This window comes from Bacillus sp. GMa5/1 (assembly GCF_050172015.1).
GTDB lineage: Bacteria > Bacillota > Bacilli > Bacillales > Bacillaceae_G > Bacillus_A > Bacillus_A cereus.
In genome coordinates, this window is the sequence record NZ_JBNLYC010000025.1 from 12,814 (window position 1) to 35,080 (window position 22,267).

Here is a 22,267-nt window from a genome sequence, read left to right on the forward strand (position 1 = left end):
TGAATCGCGGTTAATAATTAGGATAGATATATCGTGCTTTAAGTGTTCAATCTAAATTACAGCGAGGTGTAGCGAAGTATATGTCAAAACGTTTAGATGAAATTAAAAGCGAATTAGATCACCATCTTGGACAGCGACTTATGTTAAAAGCAAATAGTGGAAGAAGAAAAACTGTGGAGCAATCAGGTGTACTAGCAGAAACATACCGTTCCGTTTTTGTTGTACAATTGGATCAACAAGAAGATGCGTTGCAACGTGTATCTTATAGTTATGCAGATGTTTTAACAGAGACAGTAGAGTTAACATTTTATGGAGACCCTCATAATGAGGTCATTTTATAATCCATATATCATTACATATATTCCCATAAATGAAAAGCTATATTATTTTGCATACTAACTATACCGTAGCAAAATAAGGAGGGACTCTGCATTGAGTAGACGAAGAGGTGTCATGTCAAACCAATTTAAAGAAGAGCTAGCAAAAGAGCTTGGCTTTTATGATGTTGTTCAGAAAGAAGGATGGGGCGGAATTCGTGCGAAAGATGCTGGTAACATGGTGAAACGTGCTATAGAAATTGCAGAACAGCAATTAATGAAACGAAACCAGTAGTTGTAAGATACTTTCTGTGCTACGGTAGCCGAGGAGACATTCCTCGGCTTTTTGTACTCTAAAAGGTGCCATCATTTTACATAAGTAGTTTCATTCTGAATGCTTTTCGTTATAATTAGGGAAGTGTCATCGTCTTACTATAAATTTATGGTAAAATAAACGATAAAAGATTGAGTACATAGAGTGGGTGAATAGATTGAAGCTACTAGTGAAAGCACCAGCAAAGATTAATCTGTCGTTAGATGTACTGGGAAAAAGACAAGACGGATATCATGAAGTGAAAATGATTATGACAACCATTGATTTAGCAGATCGTCTAGAACTAACGGAATTAGCAGAAGACCGTATTGAAATTTTATCCCATAATCGGTATGTCCCAGACGACCAACGAAATTTAGCTTATCAGGCAGCGAAATTATTAAAAGAGAAGTTTAATGTAAAAAAAGGTGTATCTATTACTATTGAAAAAACGATTCCAGTAGCAGCTGGATTAGCAGGTGGAAGTAGTGATGCAGCAGCGACATTACGTGGTCTTAATAAATTATGGAATTTAGGGCTTACAATTGATGAGTTAGCAGAGCTTGGTGCAGAAATTGGATCAGATGTATCGTTCTGTGTATACGGAGGCACAGCAATTGCCACTGGAAGAGGAGAGAAAATTGAGCATATAAAGACTCCGCCTTCTTGTTGGGTTATTTTAGCGAAACCACATATAGGTGTATCTACTGCTGATGTGTATGGAAATTTAAAGTTAAATCGAGTTACACATCCAAATGTAGATAAAATGGTTGATGTCATAAATTCTGGTGATTATAAAGGAATTTGTGATACTGTTGGTAACGTTTTAGAAGATGTAACATTTGGAATGCATCCTGAAGTTGCCCGTATTAAATCACAGATGAAGCGATTTGGAGCGGATGCTGTATTAATGAGTGGAAGTGGTCCAACTGTATTTGGACTTGTACACCATGATTCACGAATGCATCGCATTTATAACGGATTAAAAGGATTTTGTGAACAAGTCTATGCGGTACGTTTATTAGGAGAGCGAGAAACGCTTGAATAAAGACGTATAATACGTTATGATTTGTTTAGAATATTCGTGATTTGAGGTGAGAGTATGAAAATTAGAAGAAGTACAAGATTAGTCGATATGACTTATTACTTGCTACAAAACCCTCGTCAGCTAGTATCTCTCACTTTTTTTGCTGAAAGGTATCAATCGGCTAAGTCTTCCATTAGTGAAGATTTAGTTATTATTAAGCAAACGTTTGAACAACAAGGGGTCGGCACATTGCAAACGATACCAGGAGCAGCAGGAGGAGTGAAATATATACCGTATATAAGTGAAGAAGAGGCAGATCTAATTATTGATGAGCTTTGTGGCTTATTTGAAAACCCAGATCGTATTTTGCCTGGCGGTTACTTATACATGACAGATTTATTGAGTAATCCTCGCCATATTAATGGCGCAGGTCGTTTGTTTGCTTCTGTTTTTGCTAGGCAACCAATTGATGCAGTTATGACGGTGGCAACGAAGGGGATTCCACTTGCTTATGCAGTGGCAAATTACTTAGATGTACCAGTTGTAATTGCAAGGAAAGATAATAAGGTAACAGAAGGTCCGACTGTTAGTATTAACTATGTGTCGGGTTCTTCTAAACGAATTCAAACAATGACGTTAGCAAAACGCAGTCTTCCAGAAGGGTCGAATGTTTTAATTATTGATGACTTCATGAAAGCTGGCGGAACAATTCAAGGTATGATGAGTATGCTAGAAGAATTCAAGGCTAATGTTGTTGGTATTGGTGTATTAGTAGAATCCACAGATATTGAAGAACGACTAATTAATAATTTTGTATCATTAATTCGTCTATCGGAAGTTGATGTGAAAGAAAAAACGATTCAAGTGGAAAAAGGGAATTATTCTCTTGCACCATTTGATGAAGGGCTTGTAGAGGCGGAATAAAAGATAGAGCAGATAGCTCTATCTTTTTTATTTTATTTATAGATTATAAAATAGATGGACAAACTGCCTTTCGTACACTATTTTTAAAGAGTAAAATAAATAATAAAAGGGTGAAAAGTATGAAAGTTGTTCAAACAAGCAAGGCACCACAAGCAATTGGGCCTTATTCACAGGGGATTATTGTAAATAACATGTTCTATAGCTCAGGACAAATTCCATTGATGGCAAATGGGGAGCTTGTAACAGGAGATGTAACAGTACAAACAGAACAAGTATTTCAAAATTTACAAGCGGTATTAGAGGAAGCAGGTGCTTCATTTGATACAGTCGTAAAAACAACAGTATTTTTAAAGGACATGGATGATTTTAATGCTGTGAATGAAGTGTATAGCTCTTATTTCTCTACTCATAAACCAGCTCGATCTTGTGTGCAAGTAGCAAAATTACCGAAAGATGTTTCCGTTGAAATTGAAGTAATCGCCCTAGTTAAGTAACCTTTTGTAAGCGATAACCTCCACTAATCTCTATATTCAACTACTTTAAAAATTTTTATCTTAAAAATTTTTAAAAAATTAAAGGGAAAATAGAAAATTTGTGGAATTTATACAAATATATCGCTTATTTAGAAAAGGGTGGTGAACACAAGATGGAAGTGACTGACGTAAGATTACGCCGCGTAAACACAGAAGGCCGCATGAGAGCAATTGCCTCTATTACTCTAGACCATGAATTTGTTGTTCATGATATTCGTGTAATTGATGGTAATAATGGATTATTTGTAGCAATGCCAAGTAAACGTACTCCAGATGGAGAGTTCCGTGACATTGCACATCCAATTAATTCTGGTACACGCTCTAAAATTCAAGATGCGGTTTTAACAGAGTATCATCGTTTAGGCGAGTTAGAAGAGGTTGAGTTTGAAGAAGCAGGTGCTTCGTAAAATTCGAATGAAAAGGGCTTTTGACAAAAAGCCTTATAATTTTGTAGCAAACTCCTGTAAGCATTTACAGGGGTTTGTTTTTTTTTGCTTTATATTTGGAAACTGTATAATTTATTAACATAAAAAGAAGAAACTACTAATTTTTTCAAAATCATTTTAAATAGTATAGCTTATTTCTTAAAAAAGATACTAAAGAGTAAAACATCTTATAAGAATTATGGTAAAATTTAATAGTTAAAATGTGTTTCTTGAAATATATGATGATTTAGGATAATATCTTTAATGGATAAATAGGTTGCGATGGAGGGTCTATATGTCAAACAGATTTGCAGTGATTCTAGCTGCAGGTAAAGGCACACGTATGAAGTCTAAGCTATACAAAGTGCTGCATCCTGTATGTGGAAAACCTATGGTACAACACGTAGTCGATCAAGTATCTCAATTAGGATTGCAGAAACTTGTAACGGTTGTTGGACATGGTGCTGAAATGGTACAAGAACAGCTAGGGAACGTAAGTGAATTTGCATTACAAGCAGAACAACTTGGTACAGCACATGCTGTAGATCAAGCTGCAAGTGTACTTGCAAATGAAGAAGGAACAACTTTAGTTATTTGTGGTGATACGCCTCTAATAACTGCTGAAACAATGGAAGCATTACTTCAGCAACATAAAGAAGCAGGAGCAATGGCGACGGTGCTAACAGCATACATAGAAGAGCCTGCTGGATATGGCCGTATTGTTCGTAATGAGAATGGTCATGTTGAAAAGATTGTTGAGCATAAAGATGCAAATGAGAAAGAATTAGCTATTAAAGAAATCAATACAGGTACGTATTGTTTTGATAATAAGGCTTTATTTGCTTCACTTTCTAAAGTTTCAAATGATAACGTGCAAGGTGAATATTACCTTCCAGATGTTATTGAGATTTTAAAAAATGAAGGTCATATCGTATCAGCTTATCAAACAGAGCAGTTCGATGAAACGTTAGGTGTTAACGACAGAGTCGCTCTATCGCAAGCGGAAATTATTATGAAAAACCGTATCAACCGAAAGAACATGGTAAATGGTGTTACAATTATTGATCCAAGTAACACTTATATTTCTGCTGATGCAATTATCGGTAGCGATACAGTTCTTCATCCAGGAACAATTATTGAGGGGAACACTGTAATTGGTTCTGATTGTGAAATTGGACCGCATACAGTAATTCGCGATAGTGAAATTGGAGATCGTACGACAATTCGACAATCTACTGTACATGATAGTAAGCTTGGTACAGAAGTATCGGTTGGTCCATTTGCACATATTCGCCCAGATTCAGTTATTGGAGACGAAGTACGCGTTGGAAACTTCGTGGAAATCAAAAAAACTGTCTTTGGTAATAGAAGTAAAGCTTCACACTTGAGTTATATCGGGGATGCACAAGTTGGAGAAGACGTGAATCTTGGTTGTGGTTCAATTACGGTGAACTATGACGGTAAGAATAAATTCAAAACTGTGATTGGTAATGGGGTATTTATTGGATGTAATTCAAACCTTGTTGCTCCAGTAACAGTTGAAGATGGTGCTTATGTGGCGGCAGGCTCTACAATTACAGAGAATGTTCCATCAAAAGCATTATCGGTAGCACGTGCACGTCAAGTTAACAAAGAAGACTATGTTGATCAATTGCTGAATAAGAAAAAATCATAATAATGTGGAGGGTTAATCTAGATGTCGACTCAATATCTAAATTCTAATTTGAAAGTATTCTCTTTAAACTCTAATAAGGAACTTGCTGAGCAGATTGCAAAGCATATTGGAGTAGGACTAGGAAAATGTTCTGTTGATCGTTTTAGTGATGGAGAAGTTCAAATTAACATTGAAGAAAGTATCCGTGGTTGCGATGTATTCATTATTCAATCTACAAGCTTCCCAGTAAACGAACATATCATGGAATTACTTATTATGATCGATGCATTAAAACGTGCATCTGCGAAAACAATTAATATTGTTATTCCTTACTATGGTTATGCGCGTCAAGACCGTAAAGCGCGTTCTCGTGAACCAATTACATCGAAACTTGTAGCAAACTTGCTTGAAACAGCAGGTGCAACTCGTGTAATCACTCTAGATTTACATGCTCCACAAATTCAAGGGTTCTTTGATATCCCAATCGACCACTTAATGGGTGTACCGATTCTTTCTGATTACTTTGAAACAAAAGGTCTTAAAGATATCGTAATCGTGTCTCCTGATCATGGTGGTGTAACTCGTGCGAGAAAAATGGCAGATCGTCTAAAAGCGCCAATCGCTATTATTGATAAGCGTCGTCCTCGCCCGAACGTTTCAGAGGTAATGAACATTATCGGTAATATTGAAGGCAAAACAGCGATTTTAATTGATGACATCATTGATACAGCTGGTACAATTACATTAGCAGCAAACGCTCTTGTTGAGAACGGTGCTTCTGAAGTATATGCTTGCTGTACACACCCAGTATTATCTGGTCCAGCAATTGAGCGTATTCAAAATTCAAACATTAAAGAGTTAGTTGTAACGAACTCTATCGTATTACCAGAAGAGAAGAAAATCGACAAAGTACATGAACTTTCAGTTGCTCCATTAATCGGAGAAGCAATCATTCGTGTATACGAAGAAGAATCTGTGAGTGTATTATTCAATTAATTGGATAGAATGAGACGTAACCAAAATTGGTTACGTCTTTTCGTATCGAAAAAAGAAAGTAGTGGTACAAGAATGAAATTGATAGTAGGACTTGGGAACCCAGGTAGAGAATATGAATTAACAAGGCATAATATTGGATTTATGGCCATTGATGAACTTGCGAAGCGTTGGAACATTTCTTTGAATGAACAAAAATTTAAAGGTGTATTTGGTGCAGGGTTTGTTAATGGAGAAAAGGTAATCTTATTAAAGCCGCTAACATACATGAATTTATCTGGGGAAAGTATTCGTCCACTTATGGATTATTATAAAATTGATGTTGAGGACTTCGTTGTTATGTACGACGATTTAGACATTCCTGTAGGTAAATTGCGTCTTCGCATGAAAGGTAGTGCTGGTGGACATAATGGTGTAAAGTCAACGATTTCGCACTTAGGAACACAAGAATTTCAACGTATCCGTATGGGAATTGATCGCCCGAAAAATGGAATGAAGGTAGTCGATTATGTATTAGGACGCTTTACATCTGAAGAGATTCCGGATGTTAACCATTCTATTGAAAAAGCAGCGGATGCATGTGAAGAGTGGCTAAATAAGCCTTTTCTTCAAATCATGAATACTTTCAATAGTTAAAAATGAGATTGGGAATATTTCTCTTTTGTTTTACCCATACTAGTAGTAATTGAATTTTTAGGAGGCTAGTATGGAAGGGTATTATTATTGCAGACACTGCGGAGGTAATGTAGGCTCCATTAACGCAGAAAAAGTATATAGCGACGTTTTATTTCAACTAACGGAGCAAGAAGTAGTAGAAATGATTCATTTTCATGAGAATGGAAATATATATATAAAAACGATTTGTGAATCGTGTCAAGAAACGCTCGCATCTTATCCTGAGTATTATGAGTATGAAAAATTTCTGCAATAAAATGTTGTCGCTTTGGCATGTCCAAAGCATTTTTCTGTTTTCCTTTTCCAAAATATTTGCATAAAATAGAATGACTTGCTCTTTATGTTGAGAGGAGTTTTAAAAATGATAGGTTTATTAGAGCAATTTTATAAAAATGAAGAGATACAATCGGTTATTAATGGGTTAGAAGATGGGTTAAAAGAACAACTTATATCAGGGATGGCAACGTCTTCTCGTTCATTATTAATGGCGGCTTTATATAAAAAAACAAAAAAATCACAATTAATCGTGACACATAACTTATACCAAGCACAAAAAGTACATGAAGATTTAGTGGCGTTACTTGGTGAAAAAGATGTGTGGTTATATCCAGTGAATGAACTGATAGCATCGGAAATTGGAGTTGCAAGTCCAGAATTGAAGGCGCAACGTATAGAAGTGTTAAATCGCTTGGCTGCGGGAGAGAATGGAATCATTGTAGCGCCAGTGGCAGGATTGCGTAGATTTTTACCAATAAAAGAATTGTGGAAGCAAAAGCAAGTTGAAATCAATCTAGGGCAAGAGATTGATTTAGATGCGCTCTTGCATACTTTACATCATATTGGCTATGAACGTAAGTCGATGGTAGAAGCTCCAGGGGAGTTCAGTTTGCGTGGGGGAATATTAGATATTTATCCTTTAACTGAAGAACTACCATTTCGTATTGAATTCTTTGATACAGAAGTCGATTCTATTCGATTATTTGATGTGGATGAACAGCGTTCTCAAGGTAAAAAAGAAAACGTTAGGTTTGGTCCGGCAACAGAGTTTTTATTTTCACAGGAAGAATTAAAATCAGGAATTCAGCATCTTGAAGAAGGCTTGACTAAGACGATGCAAAAACTTTCTGATGATAAACTAAAGACTAAAGTGCTTGAGACGGTAAGTCATGAAATTGAGATGTTGAAAAACGGGCAAAGTATAGAACAGATGTTTAAATACTTATCTATTTTCTATAAAGAACCTGCTAGTCTGATAGATTATTTACCAGAAGATGGTGTTGTAATTTTAGATGAGATTTCCCGTATTCAAGAAACAGCATCACATCTTGAAACAGAAGAGGCGGAATGGTATATATCACTTCTTGGTGAAGGAACAATTATTCAAGATTTATCTTTCTCTCACCCATTCGAGGGGTTTCTTCATCATAAAAAAAGAAGTTTTGTATATTTAACGTTATTCTTGCGTCATATCGCACACACACATCCGCAAAATATTGTTAATGTAACATGTAAAACAATGCAAGATTTCCATGGACAGATGAATTTGTTAAAAACAGAAATTGATAGATGGAATGAAGGGCATTTTACGACTGTTGTACTCGGAACAGATGATGAACGTGTGAAAAAATTACAACATATTTTAAGTGATTATGATATTGAGGCAGATATTGTAGAAGGTACAGATATTTTATTGCCTGGAAGGTTACAAATTGCTGTAGGTGATTTACATGCAGGATTTGAAATGCCGATGCAAAAGCTTGTTGTCATTACTGAAAAGGAGCTTTTTCATAAGAAAGTTAAAAAATCACAACGTAAACAAAAGCTATCGAATGCTGAACGTATTAAAAGTTATTCGGAATTAAAAGTTGGAGATTATGTAGTTCATGTAAATCATGGTATAGGTAAATTTTTAGGTATTGAGACATTAGAGATTAATGGTGTTCATAAAGATTATTTAAATATTAAATATCAAGGTAATGATAAGCTATACGTTCCAATTGAACAAATTGATCAAGTTCAAAAATATGTAGGATCTGAAGGTAAGGATCCGAAAGTTTACAAATTAGGTGGGAATGATTGGAAAAAGGTTAAAACGAAAGTTGAAAAATCTGTACAAGACATTGCGGATGACCTAATTAAACTATATGCTGAGCGCGAAGCTTCAAAAGGCTATGCATATACGCCAGATACGGCAGAACAACAAGAGTTCGAATCATCTTTCCCATACCAAGAGACAGAGGATCAGTTACGTTCTATTGACGAGATTAAAAAAGATATGGAACGCGGACGCCCGATGGATAGGCTCCTTTGTGGTGATGTAGGGTATGGGAAGACTGAAGTGGCTATTCGTGCGGCATTTAAAGCGATTATGGATGAAAAACAAGTTGCAATTTTAGTACCGACAACGATTCTTGCGCAGCAACACTATGAAACAATTCGAGAGCGTTTTCAAGATTATCCAATCAATATAGGCTTATTAAGTAGATTCCGTACGAGGAAACAACAAAATGAAACAATTAAGGGCTTAAAGGATGGAACAGTAGATATTGTAATCGGAACACATCGTATTTTATCTAAAGATGTTACTTATAAAGATTTAGGGCTTCTTATTATTGATGAAGAACAAAGATTTGGTGTGACACATAAAGAAAAAATTAAACAATTGAAGGCGAATGTTGACGTATTAACATTAACGGCAACTCCGATTCCGCGGACGCTTCATATGTCTATGCTTGGTGTGCGTGACTTATCTGTTATTGAGACACCACCAGAAAATCGTTTCCCAGTCCAAACGTATGTAGTCGAGTATAATCCAGCGTTAATGCGAGAGGCGATAGAGCGAGAGCTTGCAAGAGGTGGTCAAGTTTACTTCCTATATAACCGTGTAGAGGATATTGAAAGAAAAGCAGATGAAATTTCGATGTTAGTTCCAGATGCCCGCGTAACGTACGCACATGGGAAAATGAACGAAAGCGAATTAGAGTCTGTTATGCTATCATTTTTAGAAGGACAGCATGATGTTCTTGTAAGTACAACAATTATTGAGACGGGTGTAGATATTCCGAATGTAAATACGTTAATTGTATTTGATGCAGATCGTATGGGATTATCACAGTTGTATCAGCTTCGTGGGCGTGTTGGACGTTCTAATCGTGTTGCATATGCATACTTTGCATATAAACGTGACAAAGTGCTGTCAGAGGTTGCAGAGAAGCGTCTACAAGCAATTAAAGAGTTCACGGAACTTGGATCTGGTTTCAAAATTGCGATGAGAGATTTATCTATTCGTGGAGCAGGTAATTTGTTAGGGGCAGAACAGCATGGATTTATTGATTCTGTCGGATTTGATCTATATTCTCAAATGTTAAAAGATGCAATTGAACAGCGTAGAGGAACAGATGGGGCTGAAAATATAGTTAATGTTGAAATTGACTTAGAGGTAGATGCATACTTACCAGATGCTTATATTTCAGATAGTAAGCAAAAAATTATGATGTATAAACAATTTAGAGGTGTTTCTGCAATTGAGGATATTGAAGAATTGCAGGAAGAAATGATCGATAGATTTGGCGATTATCCACAAGAAGTTGGTTATTTATTACAAATTGCAAATATTAAAGTGTTGGCAATGAAAGAACAAATTGAATTAATTAAGCAGAATAAATTTGAAGTAACATTCCTGTTTTCTGAACAAGCAAGTCAAAATATTGATGGTGGAAAATTATTCATGCTCGGAAATAGTTTTGGACGTATGATTGGTTTAGGAATGGAAGGATCACAATTGAAAATTGTTATGAAAACAAATGGCTTAGAGACATCGAAGTGGTTAACGATTGCTGAAAATTTATTAAAAGGCTTACCAGATGTAAAAAAAGAAGTAATAAATGCCTAAAATAAGATAAAAAAATACAATTCGACGTGCATAGAAGAACTAATGTGTAAAATACTATATCTAACAGTTGGTGATTTTTACATGAACAGGTAAATTCACCACTTTGATCATCAGTAGAAAGTGAGGCAGCATTAGAATGAAAGCAACTGGAATCGTACGTCGAATTGATGATTTAGGCAGGGTCGTAATCCCGAAGGAAATTCGTAGAACTTTACGTATTCGAGAAGGAGACCCACTAGAAATATTTGTTGATCGCGATGGAGAGGTAATTTTAAAGAAGTATTCTCCAATTAGTGAGCTAGGTGATTTTGCAAAAGAATATGCTGATGCTTTATATGACAGCTTAGGACATAATGTGCTTGTGTGTGATCGAGATTCTATCATCGCAGTATCAGGCGTATCGAAAAAAGAATACTTAAATAAAAGTGTTGGCGATTTAATTGAAAAAACGATGGAAGAACGAAAGTCTGTTATTATGACGGATGAAAGTGATATTTCCATTATTGATGGTGTAACAGAAAAGGTTCATTCTTATACAGTTGGACCAATTGTTGCAAACGGAGATCCGATTGGAGCCGTCATTATTTTTTCAAAAGAAGCTATTATAAGCGAGATTGAGCATAAAGCGGTTAATACTGCTGCCAGTTTCTTAGCGAAACAAATGGAACAGTAAGGGTATATTGATTTTAGAAGTAGCAATCTTTCCTAATTATGATCTTTCTTTTTGAGAAATCAATTATTTGGAGATATATGTATATTGAATGAAGGTAGCACTTTGCTACCTTTTTTCGTTGAATATTTTTAACGTGTAGGAACTCATTATTACCCGTGTTGGGAAGGGAGTTTGTTCTTTTCTTTATGATATAATACGAGAGGTGAGAATAGAAAAAGGAGTTTTCTTGTATGGAAGCGAAGAAGTATCAAGCCTTTTGGCGTGGGGCTATTATATTAACGATTGCAAGTTTCGTTACAAAAGTATTAAGCGCTTTTTACCGTATTCCATATCAAAATATAGCGGGGGATATTGGATTTTATATTTACCAACAAATTTACCCGTTTTATGGATTTTGTTTAATTTTAGCTACTTATGGATTTCCTGTTATCATTTCGAAAATGGTTGCAGAACGATTAGAGCGGGGAAAACAAAAAGAAGCAGAAGAAATTATTTGTGTATCTTTTTGGTTCTTATTAGGAATTGGTTTTATAGGCTTCTTTACATTGTTTTTTGGGGCCGAAACAATTGCGGTAGCTATGGGCGATATACACTTAGATAAGTTACTACGTGTTATTTCATTTTCATTCTTATTGATGCCATTTTTGTCTGTAGCAAGAGGGTATTTTCAAGGATTTAATAATATGATGCCAACGGCTGTTTCGCAAGTAATAGAACAAACAATTCGAGTTTCTATTATTGTATTTTTATCGCTATTCCTAATTGCTCACGGATTTGATTTATATACAGTTGGTGCAGGGGCTATGTTAGGCTCAATTGCGGGTGGTCTTATTGGGATTATTGTACTTATATTGTATATGCGTCAAGATTTTCGTTCTATATTCTTCAAAAGTGCAGCGAGAATTAAGGGTAAAAGGAAGATAGTTAAAATCCTTTTTTGGCAGGGGTTAGCGATTTGTGTTAGTAATTTAGTGCTTATTTTTATACAGATGGCTGATTCAGTGTCCTTTTACAGCTTACTTATTGGTGCGGGAGAACAGGCTGAAAATGCAAAGGTATTAAAGGGTGTTTATGATAGAAGTATTCCGCTAATGCAATTAGGTACTGTTGTGACGACTTCTTTCTCGTTGTCACTTATTCCGATTATTACAGCGGCGAAGGAAAGAGGAGATCTTTCCTTTATTCAAGAAAAGGTAAAGTTAGCAGTGAAAATAACATGTGTTATTGGACTTGCAGCAGCTATTGGACTAACTTGTATTATTCAACCTACGAATATTATGTTGTTTGAAAACAGTGATGGATCAGATGTTTTATCTATTTTATCGTTATCTATTTTATTTAGTTCATTGTCAATTACGACAGCTTCTATTTTACAAGGATTGGGGCAAACGTTTAAGCCAGCATTATTTGTTGTATTTGGAGGTTGCTTAAAGTTAGCGTTAAATTATATATTCATGCCTTATTTTGGTGTGAAAGGTGCAGCCTTTGCGACTTTATGTGCGTTAATTATAATCTCTGGACTAAATACTTTGTTGCTTACGAGAGCTGTATCAGGGTCACTTATCAATAAGCGAAATATGTTAGGGATAGTAATTAGTGGTATCTGTATGGGATTTGTATTAATGATATTCACACGTGTGTTACAGATGTCTGGATTAGTAATTGATACGGAACATAGAGGAAGCGCGACACTTGAAGCGTTGTTAGGTGTAGCCATTGGCGGATTGACATATATGTTTTTTATTTTGAAATTACGTGTATTTACAAAAAAAGAATTAGGAACCGTTATGAAACAAGAGAAAAAAGAAGGTTCATTGAAGAAGAGTGGATAGAGGTGACTGGTTGTGAGTGGAATCATTACTATTTTAGGTTTAGGAGCTGGTGAATTAGATCAGCTAACGATGGGTGTATATCGAAAAATAAAAGAAGCAGACCATCTGTTTGTTAGAACGAAAGAACATCCAGTTATAGAAGAATTGGAGAAAGAAGGCGTACAATATACGTCTTTTGATGCTGTATATGAAGCACATGATACGTTTGAAATTGTATATGAAACAATTGCGAATAAATTGCTAGAACAAGCTGAAGGTACAGAAATTATCTATGCTGTTCCCGGGCATCCACTTGTAGCAGAAAGAACAGTTCAGCTACTGTTGGAAAAAGGAGAAGTTTCAAATGTTGAAGTGCGAATTGAGGGTGGACAAAGTTTCCTTGATCCTATGTTTGCAAGTCTAAAGATTGATCCGATTGAAGGATTCCAATTACTTGATGCTACATCATTTGAAAGAGGGCAATTAGAACTGCGTCAACATTTAATCTTTTGCCAAGTATATGATGCATTCGTTGCATCTGATGTGAAATTAACATTAATGGAGATGTTACCAGATGATTATGAAGTGTATATCGTAACAGCTGCAGGAACTTCATTTGAACAAGTAAAGAAGGTACCGTTGTACATGTTAGATCATGAAACGGAATTGAATAATTTAACGAGTGTGTACGTGCCGCCAGTTCAGGAGCGTGCGTCCTTGTATCAACAGTTTGATGTTCTTAGAGAAATTATTGCGGAACTTCGTGGTCCAAATGGTTGTCCGTGGGATAAAAAGCAAACACATCAATCATTAAAGAAATATTTAATTGAGGAAGCTTATGAAGTGTTGGAAGCAATCGATGAAGAGGATGATGATCACTTAGTAGAAGAATTAGGTGATATATTATTACAAGTTATGCTTCATGCTCAAATCGGAGAAGATGAAGGTTGGTTCTCTATAGATGATATCATTCGAACTCTATCTGAGAAAATGGTTCGTCGCCATCCGCATGTGTTTGGAAATACGGATGTAAACAGCGCTGATGAAGTGATTGCAAATTGGGAAGAAATTAAAAAACAAGAAAAAGGATTCGTGAAAGAATCTGTTTTAAATGGCGTTCCCAAAAGTTTGCCGCAGTTACTACGCGCCTATGAAATTCAGAAGAAAGCTGGTAAGGTTGGATTTGATTGGGTTGATGTGCAACCGATGATAGAGAAAGCTTTGGAAGAATGGCAAGAGTTCCAACAAGAGGTTACAAATATGGATGAGAAAAAGATGCTGGGTGAGTTTGGTGATTTACTATTTGCATTTGTTAATATAGCTCGTCATTACAAAATAGATCCAGAAGAGGCGTTACGTTCAACTAATGAGAAATTTACTGGTCGTTTTTTATACATGGAGGCAAAAGTAGCTGAAATGAATAAAGAGATGAAAGATTTATCATTAGAACAGTTAGATGTTTTATGGGAAGAAGCGAAACAGACAGAGCGTTAATAGGGGGATTTGATATGCGTCTAGATAAGTTTTTAAAAGTATCACGTTTAATTAAAAGAAGAACATTAGCGAAAGAAGTAGCTGATCAAGGAAGAATATCTATTAATGGTCAAGTGGCAAAAGCAAGTTCTGATGTGAAAGTAGCTGACGAATTAACAATTCGTTTTGGTCAAAAAATAGTGACTGTGAAAATAAATGAATTAAAAGAAACAACTAAAAAAGAAGATGCAGCAAATATGTATAGCTTAGTTCGTGAAGAAAAAGTAAAAGCGGAAGAAGGCTTGTTCTAAAATCATTTATCCCCTCATACATTACTATTAGCTAGTAAAAACCTATGGGGGGATTTACGTGAATAATGGTTACTCACCTACGTCTTCTAATCAACAAAATGTTTCTGTAGAGCATGACATTATTATGCGTGGCAGGCGTATAATTGATATTACCGGTGTGAAGCAGGTAGAGAGTTTTGATAGCGAAGAGTTTTTACTAGAGACCGTAATGGGTTTTTTAACAATTCGTGGTCAAAATTTACAAATGAAAAATTTAGATGTGGAAAAAGGTATTGTGTCGATTAAAGGGAAAGTTAATGAGATGCTGTATATTGATGAAAATCAAGGGGAAAAAACTAAAGGTTTCTTTAGTAAGTTGTTTAAATGAGCTTAACAATTCAGTTGTATACAATGCTTTCAATGATTGGAATGGGTGCTTGGATTGGAGCGTCTTTAGATACATATCAACGTTTTTTAAAGCGCCAAGAACGTAAACGTTGGCTTGTATTTATACATGATATATTATTTTGGATTGTCCAAGCATTATCCGTCTTTTATGTATTGCTTCTCGTAAATGAAGCTGAGCTACGTATATATGTGTTTTTGGCATTATTATGTGGTTTTGCGGCATATCAAAGCTTACTGAAGGCACTATACATGAAGCTGTTAAATTTTCTCATCTATATTTTTATGCAAACAACATATTTTTTTGTTCGAATTATACAGCTACTCATGATAAAACCTGTTATTATTATAGCGCAGCTATTTATTGCATTTATATTATTCTTATTTCGTATACTGCTTTCAATTGGACATGTGTTATGGAAAATGGTGATTTGGATATTACTTTTCATATGGAAAGTTTTTTTCTGGCCTGTTCGATTTATTGCTTCGCTCATATGGAAACTTCTCCCTAATCGTGTTAAACTTTTTATAGTGAAACATATAGGGTTCCTGCAATATATAGCAAAATTGAAGGGACATATCTTCCAACTATGGGAGCATATAAAAAAGAAGTTAGGGGGACCTCGGAAATGAGGGAACTGAGACAAAGAACAATCGAAAAACAGAGTCCAAATCCTGTTAAAGAGCATATAATACAAACGGATGAGAACAGGAAGCGACTTTATCGCCGTTTAGCGGTTTTTCTTGTCTTTACTTTTACAATTATTGCGAGTATTGGTGTAACGTTTTATCAACAAAACAGTTCCATTAAAGCAAAAGAAGCAAAAGTTAAGGACATGAAAAAAGAACTGGATTCATTAACGAATAAAGAAAAAAGTCTAAAAGACGAAGTTCAAAAGTTAAATGATGAAGAGTACGTATTAAAGATTGCTAGAAGGGATTATTTCTTCTCTGGTAAAGGGGAGATAATTTTTCCTGTTTCTAAGTAGAGTATGTCTTATTGACACTATATTTTAGGATTATATATAATAAAGTAAAATTTGACTTTTTAACCACTAAGGAGGAGCATTTTTTTTATGTCAATCGAGGTAGGCAGCAAGTTACAGGGTAAAGTAACAGGTATTACAAATTTTGGGGCTTTTGTGGAGCTGCCAGAGGGCTTAACGGGTCTTGTTCATATTAGTGAAGTTGCTGATAACTATGTAAAAGATATTAACGATCACTTAAAAGTGGGCGACCAAGTAGAAGTAAAAGTTATTAATGTTGAAAAAGATGGAAAGATTGGTTTATCTATCAAAAAAGCGAAAGAACGTGAAAAAACAGAAGGAGATCGTCCACGCGGTGAATACCAACGCGGTGGTGATCAACAACGTTCTGGACGTCCACAACGTAATAATCGCTCTTTCAACAGAGATAATCGCGGTGGCGGTAACGACCGAGCTCCGAAAGAAACATTTGAGCAAAAGATGGCACGCTTCTTAAAAGATAGCGAAGATCGTTTAACTTCTTTAAAGCGTAACACAGAGTCTAAACGTGGTGGCCGTGGCGCGCGTCGCGGATAATAAGGACGTTTAGTTTTTAACATATAGAGAGGTACCCAGAGTGATGGCTCAGGGTGCTTTTTTATATGTTAAAAATATTTTTAAAAAAGTTTTTGAGATGTGTTGACTTTAATTAGTATCTGATGTAAGATACTAATTGTCCGTTAAATAAGACGACATGGCGGTGTAGCTCAGCTGGCTAGAGCGTACGGTTCATACCCGTGAGGTCGGGGGTTCGATCCCCTCCGCCGCTATATTTAATTTAACGGCCCGTTGGTCAAGTGGTTAAGACACCGCCCTTTCACGGCGGTAACACGGGTTCGAATCCCGTACGGGTCATCTAAAAAGATCATGCAAATTTGCATGATCTTTTTTTGTTAAATAAATTAAGATATACAACACTTCTACAAAATCACCCTATATTTTCTGAATATTTAATTAAAATATCAAAAATAACTTACATACCGTGTATATCTGTAGAGTTATTTCGAATAAAAAGTCGAACGATTATAAAAGTGAAAACTGTTGTTTTGACAAAAAAACCAACAATCATCTTTTATAATGACAGTAATTAAACTATGCAGGTGGTGTTAAAAATATGCCTAAAGCAGGAAGGAATACTATGAATACAAGTGAATTGGCAATGAATGAGAGTCAGCTTGGAGGAATAAAGTGGACGAGTAAGTTGCGAATGAAATTTGAGCAAGTTTTCTTTAGATGGGGATTTATTATTGTTGTTATTGGTTTTCTTTTGGGACGAGCATATATATTAACAAATATTTTACCGTTTGCACTGCCATTTTTTGCTGCTGTTTATGTTATGAAGCGGGATAAGATGCCGCTAGCATTTTTAGCTCTAATGGGAGGAGCTCTTTCGGTATCGATGGATAATTTGTTTTTTACCTTTGCATCTATCTTTACCTTCTTCATTTATAATATCTTCTTTAGTCGATTTACACGTAAAACTGTTGGACTTGTTCCATTTCAAGTATTTATCTCCGCATTAACCGCACACTTAGTTGTTGTATATTTTGCGCAACAAACTGTCACCATGTACGATTTACTCGTTAGTACCATTGAGGCTGGGCTTAGTTTCGTATTAACTATGATATTTTTACAAAGCGTCCCGCTTTTAGTGGAAAGGAAAGGAAAACAACAGGCATTAGAGACGGAAGAAATTGTTTGTTTGATTATATTACTAGCATCTGTTTTAACGGGTACAACAGATTGGTTTGTATATGATGCTTCTATTCAACATATTTTTACAAGGTATTTAGTGCTAGTATTTGCATTTATTGCAGGTGCTGCCACAGGATCCACAGTAGGGGTTGTAACAGGACTAATATTAAGTTTAGCAAATGTGTCTAGCTTGTCTCAGCTTAGCCTTCTTGCTTTCTCTGGATTGCTTGGTGGATTGTTAAAAGAAGGGAAGCGTTTAGGTGTTAGTTTAGGTTTATTAATTGGGACAAGCTTAATTACATTATATGTGGACAAACAGACAAATATTGTAACAACTTTAATTGAGTCAGGTGTAGCGATTGTTATCTTCTTATTAACACCGAAGCTTGTTTTGGATCGTATTGCTAAATTTATGCCAGGTACACAAGAGCATTCGCAAGATCAACAACAATATTTAAGAAGGATGCGTGATGTTACAGCAAATAAAATCAACCAATTTGCAAATGTATTTGCTGCTTTATCTAATAGCTTTTCTGTATATGGGTATGTAGAGGAAGAAGATAAAGAGACAGAAGCAGATTTGTTTTTGAGTACAATTACTGCGAAAACATGTCAAACATGCTTTAAAAAGGATCAATGCTGGGTAGTGAATTTTGATAAAACGTACGATTATATGAAACAAATAATGAATGAAACGGAAGAAGGAACCCTGCAACATAATCGTAAATTAGTTCGTGAGTGGGACAAGCATTGTGTGAGAGGGAAAAAAGTGACGGATTTAGTAGCGGGTGAATTAGATCACTTCTATGAGGGACAAAAATTACGAAAACAAATGAAGGAAAATCGTAGAATAGTAGCGGAGCAACTATTAGGTGTATCAAAGGTTATGGAGGATTTTGCTAAGGAGATACAACGAGAGCGTGAAAATCATCAAGTGCAGGAAGAACAGATTATGCAAGCATTCCGTGATTTTGGTGTCGAAGTAGAGCATGTTGATATTTATTGTTTAGATAGAGGAAGTATTGATATTGAAATGTTAATTCCAGTTGCATCTAATGAACATGGTGAATGTGAAAAGTTAGTTGCACCGATGCTTTCGGATATCCTTAAAGAAAATATTGTCGTTAAACATGAAGAAAAGTCTTCTTATCCAAATGGCCATAGTTTAATATCATTTGGTTCGGCGAAGACGTATTCTCTTGATACAGGATTGGCTACAGCTGCAAAAGGCGGTGGATTTGTTTCGGGTGACTCTTATGCGATGATGGATTTAAGTGTTGGTAAATATGCACTTGCAATTAGTGATGGTATGGGGAATGGGCAAAGGGCTCATATGGAAAGTAAGGAAACGGTGAAATTATTACAAAAAATACTCCAATCGGGCATTGATGAAGAAATAGCAATTAAGTCTATCAATTCAATTCTTTCTTTGAGAACGACAGAAGAGATGTTTACGACGTTAGATTTAGCTATGGTAGATTTGCGGGATGCGAGTGCAAGGTTTTTAAAGATTGGATCGACGCCGAGTTTTGTTAAACGCGCAAATAATATTTTGAAAATTGAAGCAAGTAATTTGCCGATGGGAATCATTGAAGATGTTGAAGTTGATGTGGTGGGTGAACAATTAAAAACGGGCGATATTCTTATTATGATGAGCGATGGGATTTTTGAGGGAGCGCAGCATGTGGAGAATCATGAATTGTGGATGAAACGAAAAATTAAAGAAATGCAAACCGAAGACCCGCAAGAAATTGCTGATATCATTATGGAAGAAGTGATTCGCTCTTGTGATGGTTATATAAATGATGATATGACTATTGTAGTGGCAAAAGTGAAGAAAAATATGCCGAAGTGGGCTACGATTCCGATTGTAGGAATGCAGGCGCAGTAAAATGTAAGTGGAATGTTTATCTATAATTTGATTTTAAAAACCTAGGTGAATACCTAGGTTTTTTTGTGGAAAAAGGTAATGTTATTAATTTTGTGAATATACACGGAGGATGTAAGATAAAAATGTAATTTTTGTATATCTTTTTTTTGCACAATGTTTGTAAAAGTTGTACCATTGTAGACAAGGCAACTAACGTTGCTGTTCTTGTTTAATGAAAGGTGATTACGAAGTTGAAAGATACATTTGTTGAAAAAGTAGATGACTTTGTAAAGCAGCATGATGTATTAAAAAATGATTCAACAATTGTTGTGGGAGTTTCTGGTGGTCCTGACTCGTTAGCGCTTTTATATTATTTATTAGAAAAAAGAGCGGAAAAACAGTTGGAAATTGTAGTAGCTCATGTGGATCATATGTTTAGAGGTGATGAATCTCATGAGGATTTACGGTTTGTGCAGGGCCTTTGTGAAGAACTGGGAATTATTTGTGAAACGATAAGGATTAATGTATCACAATATCAACAGCAATACGGAATGAATGCACAGGTTGCTGCTAGAGAATGCAGATATGCATTTTTGGAAAGAATAATGAAGAAATATGATGCAAGATATGTTGCTCTTGGACATCATGGAGATGATCAAGTCGAGACAATTTTAATGCGTCTTGTAAGAGGGAGTACTCCGAAAGGATATGCAGGAATTGCAGTGAAGCGTCCTTTTCATAATGGGTATTTAATTAGGCCGTTACTTGGGGTAACGAAGGAAGAAATTGTTGATTACTGTAATAAGCTAAATTTAATGCCACGTATAGATCCGAGTAATAAAAAGGAAGTATATACAAGGAATCGATTACGTAAATATGTCCTTCCTCATTTGAAAGAAGAAAATCCACAAGTGCATGAGAAATTCCAAAAATTTAGCGTGCAGATGCAAGAGGATGAGGCTTATTTGCAGGAATTAGCTTTTGAGAAAATGAATAAAGTAATTACAAAAAAAAGTGATAAACAAATTAGCTTATCAATTCCTGCCTTTGAATCCATGTCTATGCCTTTACAAAGAAGAGGGATTCAACTAATATTAAACTATCTTTATGAATATAAGATTCCATCTTCTCTTTCTTCCATACATATTGACAAGGTGATTGAGTTTTTTAAGCGGACACAACCTTCAGGTTCACTTGATTTTCCAGGTGATTTGAAAATTGTTCGTACATACGAGGAGTGTAGCTTTAGATTTAAACAAGAAATTGTTTCTCCTTTTTTACAAGATTTATCAGTACCCGGGACCATTACGCTATTGAACGGGGATGAATTTGTAACAGAGGTGAGCGAAGATATACCAAGTAACATGAATGAAACAGTATTTGTTGCTAAGTATAATGATATATCATATCCACTTCGTATTCGTTCTAGGGAAAATGGAGATCGCATGTCAATACAAGGTATGAATGGCACGAAAAAGATAAAAGCTATTTTTATCGAAGCAAAAGTACCGAAAGAAAAAAGAGAAGAATGGCCGGTCGTTTGTGATGCAAGTGGGACCATTATTTGGGTACCCTTGTTGAAGCGATCTGCATTTGCAATTTCGAAAGAGATGGCAAAGAAGGATAAATATATGATTATTCACTACAAAAGCAAGGAGTCTTCCGGGAGGATAATGAAATGATGAATCAAGATATCGAAAAAGTATTAATTTCTGAAGAGCAAATACAAGAAAAGGTGCGCGAACTAGGTGCAATTGTTGCAGAGGATTATAAAAACACAGTACCTCTTGCAATTGGTGTATTAAAAGGCGCAATGCCATTCATGGCAGATTTATTAAAGAGAACAGATACATATCTTGAAATGGATTTTATGGCTGTATCTAGTTACGGTCACTCTACAGTTTCAACAGGCGAAGTGAAAATTTTAAAAGATCTTGATACTTCTGTAGAAGGTCGCGATATTTTAATCGTCGAAGATATTATTGATAGTGGTCTTACACTAAGCTACTTAGTAGACTTATTCAAATATCGTAAAGCGAAGTCTGTAAAAATTGTTACATTATTAGATAAGCCAACAGGCCGTAAGGTTGATCTGAAAGCGGATTATGTTGGATTTACTGTTCCACATGAATTTGTAGTAGGATATGGATTAGATTATAAAGAGCAGTACCGTAATCTTCCTTATGTAGGCGTATTAAAACCAAGCGTTTACTCAAATTAATTAAATATAGGCTTCACAATTGTATAGGAAAGTTTTTCTATGTTACGATTT

The 22,267-nt window shown here is 35.5% G+C and carries 22 protein-coding genes and 2 tRNA genes; all 24 read left to right on the forward strand.

Annotation, left to right across the window (positions count from 1 at the left end; translation table 11 throughout):
* Positions 1–80 precede the first annotated feature (80 nt).
* The 24 genes from veg (at position 81) to hpt (ending at position 22,216) form a co-directional block, all read left to right on the forward strand.
* On the forward strand, positions 81–341 hold the full coding sequence (gene veg / locus ACQGSG_RS08985; protein WP_000044347.1) for a biofilm formation stimulator Veg: 261 nt from the start codon (positions 81–83) through the stop codon (positions 339–341).
* Between the two features lie 91 nt (positions 342–432).
* Positions 433–612, forward strand: a complete 180-nt coding sequence (gene sspF / locus ACQGSG_RS08990) for an acid-soluble spore protein SspF (protein WP_002094215.1) — start codon at positions 433–435, stop codon at positions 610–612.
* A gap of 196 nt (positions 613–808) precedes the next feature.
* The gene (gene ispE / locus ACQGSG_RS08995; RefSeq protein WP_000772104.1) at positions 809–1,678 is read left to right on the forward strand and encodes a 4-(cytidine 5'-diphospho)-2-C-methyl-D-erythritol kinase; all 870 of its coding nucleotides are present in this window, start codon (positions 809–811) and stop codon (positions 1,676–1,678) included.
* A gap of 54 nt (positions 1,679–1,732) precedes the next feature.
* Positions 1,733–2,581: a pur operon repressor gene (gene purR / locus ACQGSG_RS09000; RefSeq protein WP_000702466.1), complete on the forward strand. Its 849-nt coding sequence runs from the start codon at positions 1,733–1,735 to the stop codon at positions 2,579–2,581.
* A 119-nt stretch (positions 2,582–2,700) separates the two neighbouring features.
* Positions 2,701–3,075 carry a RidA family protein gene (locus ACQGSG_RS09005; RefSeq protein ID WP_000869811.1) on the forward strand — a complete coding sequence of 125 codons (375 nt, stop codon included), beginning with the start codon at positions 2,701–2,703 and terminating at the stop codon, positions 3,073–3,075.
* 152 nt (positions 3,076–3,227) lie between these two features.
* The gene (gene spoVG, locus ACQGSG_RS09010; RefSeq protein WP_000454041.1) at positions 3,228–3,521 is read left to right on the forward strand and encodes a septation regulator SpoVG; all 294 of its coding nucleotides are present in this window, start codon (positions 3,228–3,230) and stop codon (positions 3,519–3,521) included.
* A gap of 313 nt (positions 3,522–3,834) precedes the next feature.
* Positions 3,835–5,214 (forward strand): bifunctional UDP-N-acetylglucosamine diphosphorylase/glucosamine-1-phosphate N-acetyltransferase GlmU, encoded by a 1,380-nt coding sequence (gene glmU / locus ACQGSG_RS09015; RefSeq protein WP_000071039.1) that lies wholly within the window; start codon positions 3,835–3,837, stop codon positions 5,212–5,214.
* A 21-nt stretch (positions 5,215–5,235) separates the two neighbouring features.
* Positions 5,236–6,189 carry a ribose-phosphate diphosphokinase gene (locus ACQGSG_RS09020; RefSeq protein WP_000107420.1) on the forward strand — a complete coding sequence of 318 codons (954 nt, stop codon included), beginning with the start codon at positions 5,236–5,238 and terminating at the stop codon, positions 6,187–6,189.
* Positions 6,190–6,261: 72 nt separating this feature from the next.
* The gene (gene pth / locus ACQGSG_RS09025) at positions 6,262–6,822 is read left to right on the forward strand and encodes an aminoacyl-tRNA hydrolase (protein ID WP_000767702.1); all 561 of its coding nucleotides are present in this window, start codon (positions 6,262–6,264) and stop codon (positions 6,820–6,822) included.
* 70 nt (positions 6,823–6,892) lie between these two features.
* Positions 6,893–7,117, forward strand: a complete 225-nt coding sequence (locus tag ACQGSG_RS09030) for an anti-sigma-F factor Fin family protein (RefSeq protein WP_000399438.1) — start codon at positions 6,893–6,895, stop codon at positions 7,115–7,117.
* A gap of 105 nt (positions 7,118–7,222) precedes the next feature.
* Positions 7,223–10,753 (forward strand): transcription-repair coupling factor, encoded by a 3,531-nt coding sequence (mfd, locus tag ACQGSG_RS09035; RefSeq protein ID WP_000579678.1) that lies wholly within the window; start codon positions 7,223–7,225, stop codon positions 10,751–10,753.
* Positions 10,754–10,889: 136 nt separating this feature from the next.
* Positions 10,890–11,426 carry a stage V sporulation protein T gene (spoVT, locus tag ACQGSG_RS09040; RefSeq protein WP_000648302.1) on the forward strand — a complete coding sequence of 179 codons (537 nt, stop codon included), beginning with the start codon at positions 10,890–10,892 and terminating at the stop codon, positions 11,424–11,426.
* A gap of 230 nt (positions 11,427–11,656) precedes the next feature.
* Complete coding sequence (locus tag ACQGSG_RS09045) at positions 11,657–13,258, forward strand: putative polysaccharide biosynthesis protein (RefSeq protein WP_000387588.1); 1,602 nt, start codon at positions 11,657–11,659, stop codon at positions 13,256–13,258.
* 12 nt (positions 13,259–13,270) lie between these two features.
* Positions 13,271–14,731, forward strand: a complete 1,461-nt coding sequence (gene mazG, locus ACQGSG_RS09050; protein ID WP_000014241.1) for a nucleoside triphosphate pyrophosphohydrolase — start codon at positions 13,271–13,273, stop codon at positions 14,729–14,731.
* Positions 14,732–14,745: 14 nt separating this feature from the next.
* Entirely contained in the window at positions 14,746–15,021 is a 276-nt protein-coding gene (locus tag ACQGSG_RS09055; RefSeq protein WP_001234876.1) for an RNA-binding S4 domain-containing protein, read from the forward strand.
* A 58-nt stretch (positions 15,022–15,079) separates the two neighbouring features.
* A complete protein-coding gene (gene yabP, locus ACQGSG_RS09060) occupies positions 15,080–15,388 on the forward strand; it encodes a sporulation protein YabP (protein WP_001059104.1) in 309 nt (102 codons plus the stop codon).
* Complete coding sequence (gene yabQ, locus ACQGSG_RS09065) at positions 15,385–16,038, forward strand: spore cortex biosynthesis protein YabQ (protein WP_000059777.1); 654 nt, start codon at positions 15,385–15,387, stop codon at positions 16,036–16,038. Before yabP ends, yabQ begins: the two co-directional genes overlap by 4 nt.
* Positions 16,035–16,394 (forward strand): cell division protein DivIC, encoded by a 360-nt coding sequence (gene divIC, locus ACQGSG_RS09070; protein ID WP_001208738.1) that lies wholly within the window; start codon positions 16,035–16,037, stop codon positions 16,392–16,394. The genes yabQ and divIC overlap by 4 nt, the downstream gene beginning before the upstream one ends.
* An 87-nt stretch (positions 16,395–16,481) precedes the next feature.
* Positions 16,482–16,967: a S1 domain-containing RNA-binding protein gene (locus tag ACQGSG_RS09075; protein WP_000021451.1), complete on the forward strand. Its 486-nt coding sequence runs from the start codon at positions 16,482–16,484 to the stop codon at positions 16,965–16,967.
* 159 nt (positions 16,968–17,126) lie between these two features.
* Positions 17,127–17,200: transfer RNA gene (locus ACQGSG_RS09080), tRNA-Met, on the forward strand.
* Positions 17,201–17,213: 13 nt separating this feature from the next.
* Positions 17,214–17,285, forward strand: a tRNA-Glu gene (locus ACQGSG_RS09085).
* Between the two features lie 259 nt (positions 17,286–17,544).
* On the forward strand, positions 17,545–20,016 hold the full coding sequence (gene spoIIE / locus ACQGSG_RS09090) for a stage II sporulation protein E (RefSeq protein WP_325843013.1): 2,472 nt from the start codon (positions 17,545–17,547) through the stop codon (positions 20,014–20,016).
* 230 nt (positions 20,017–20,246) lie between these two features.
* Positions 20,247–21,677: a tRNA lysidine(34) synthetase TilS gene (tilS, locus tag ACQGSG_RS09095; protein WP_000655458.1), complete on the forward strand. Its 1,431-nt coding sequence runs from the start codon at positions 20,247–20,249 to the stop codon at positions 21,675–21,677.
* The gene (gene hpt / locus ACQGSG_RS09100) at positions 21,674–22,216 is read left to right on the forward strand and encodes a hypoxanthine phosphoribosyltransferase (RefSeq protein WP_000981844.1); all 543 of its coding nucleotides are present in this window, start codon (positions 21,674–21,676) and stop codon (positions 22,214–22,216) included. Before tilS ends, hpt begins: the two co-directional genes overlap by 4 nt.
* Positions 22,217–22,267 lie beyond the last annotated feature (51 nt).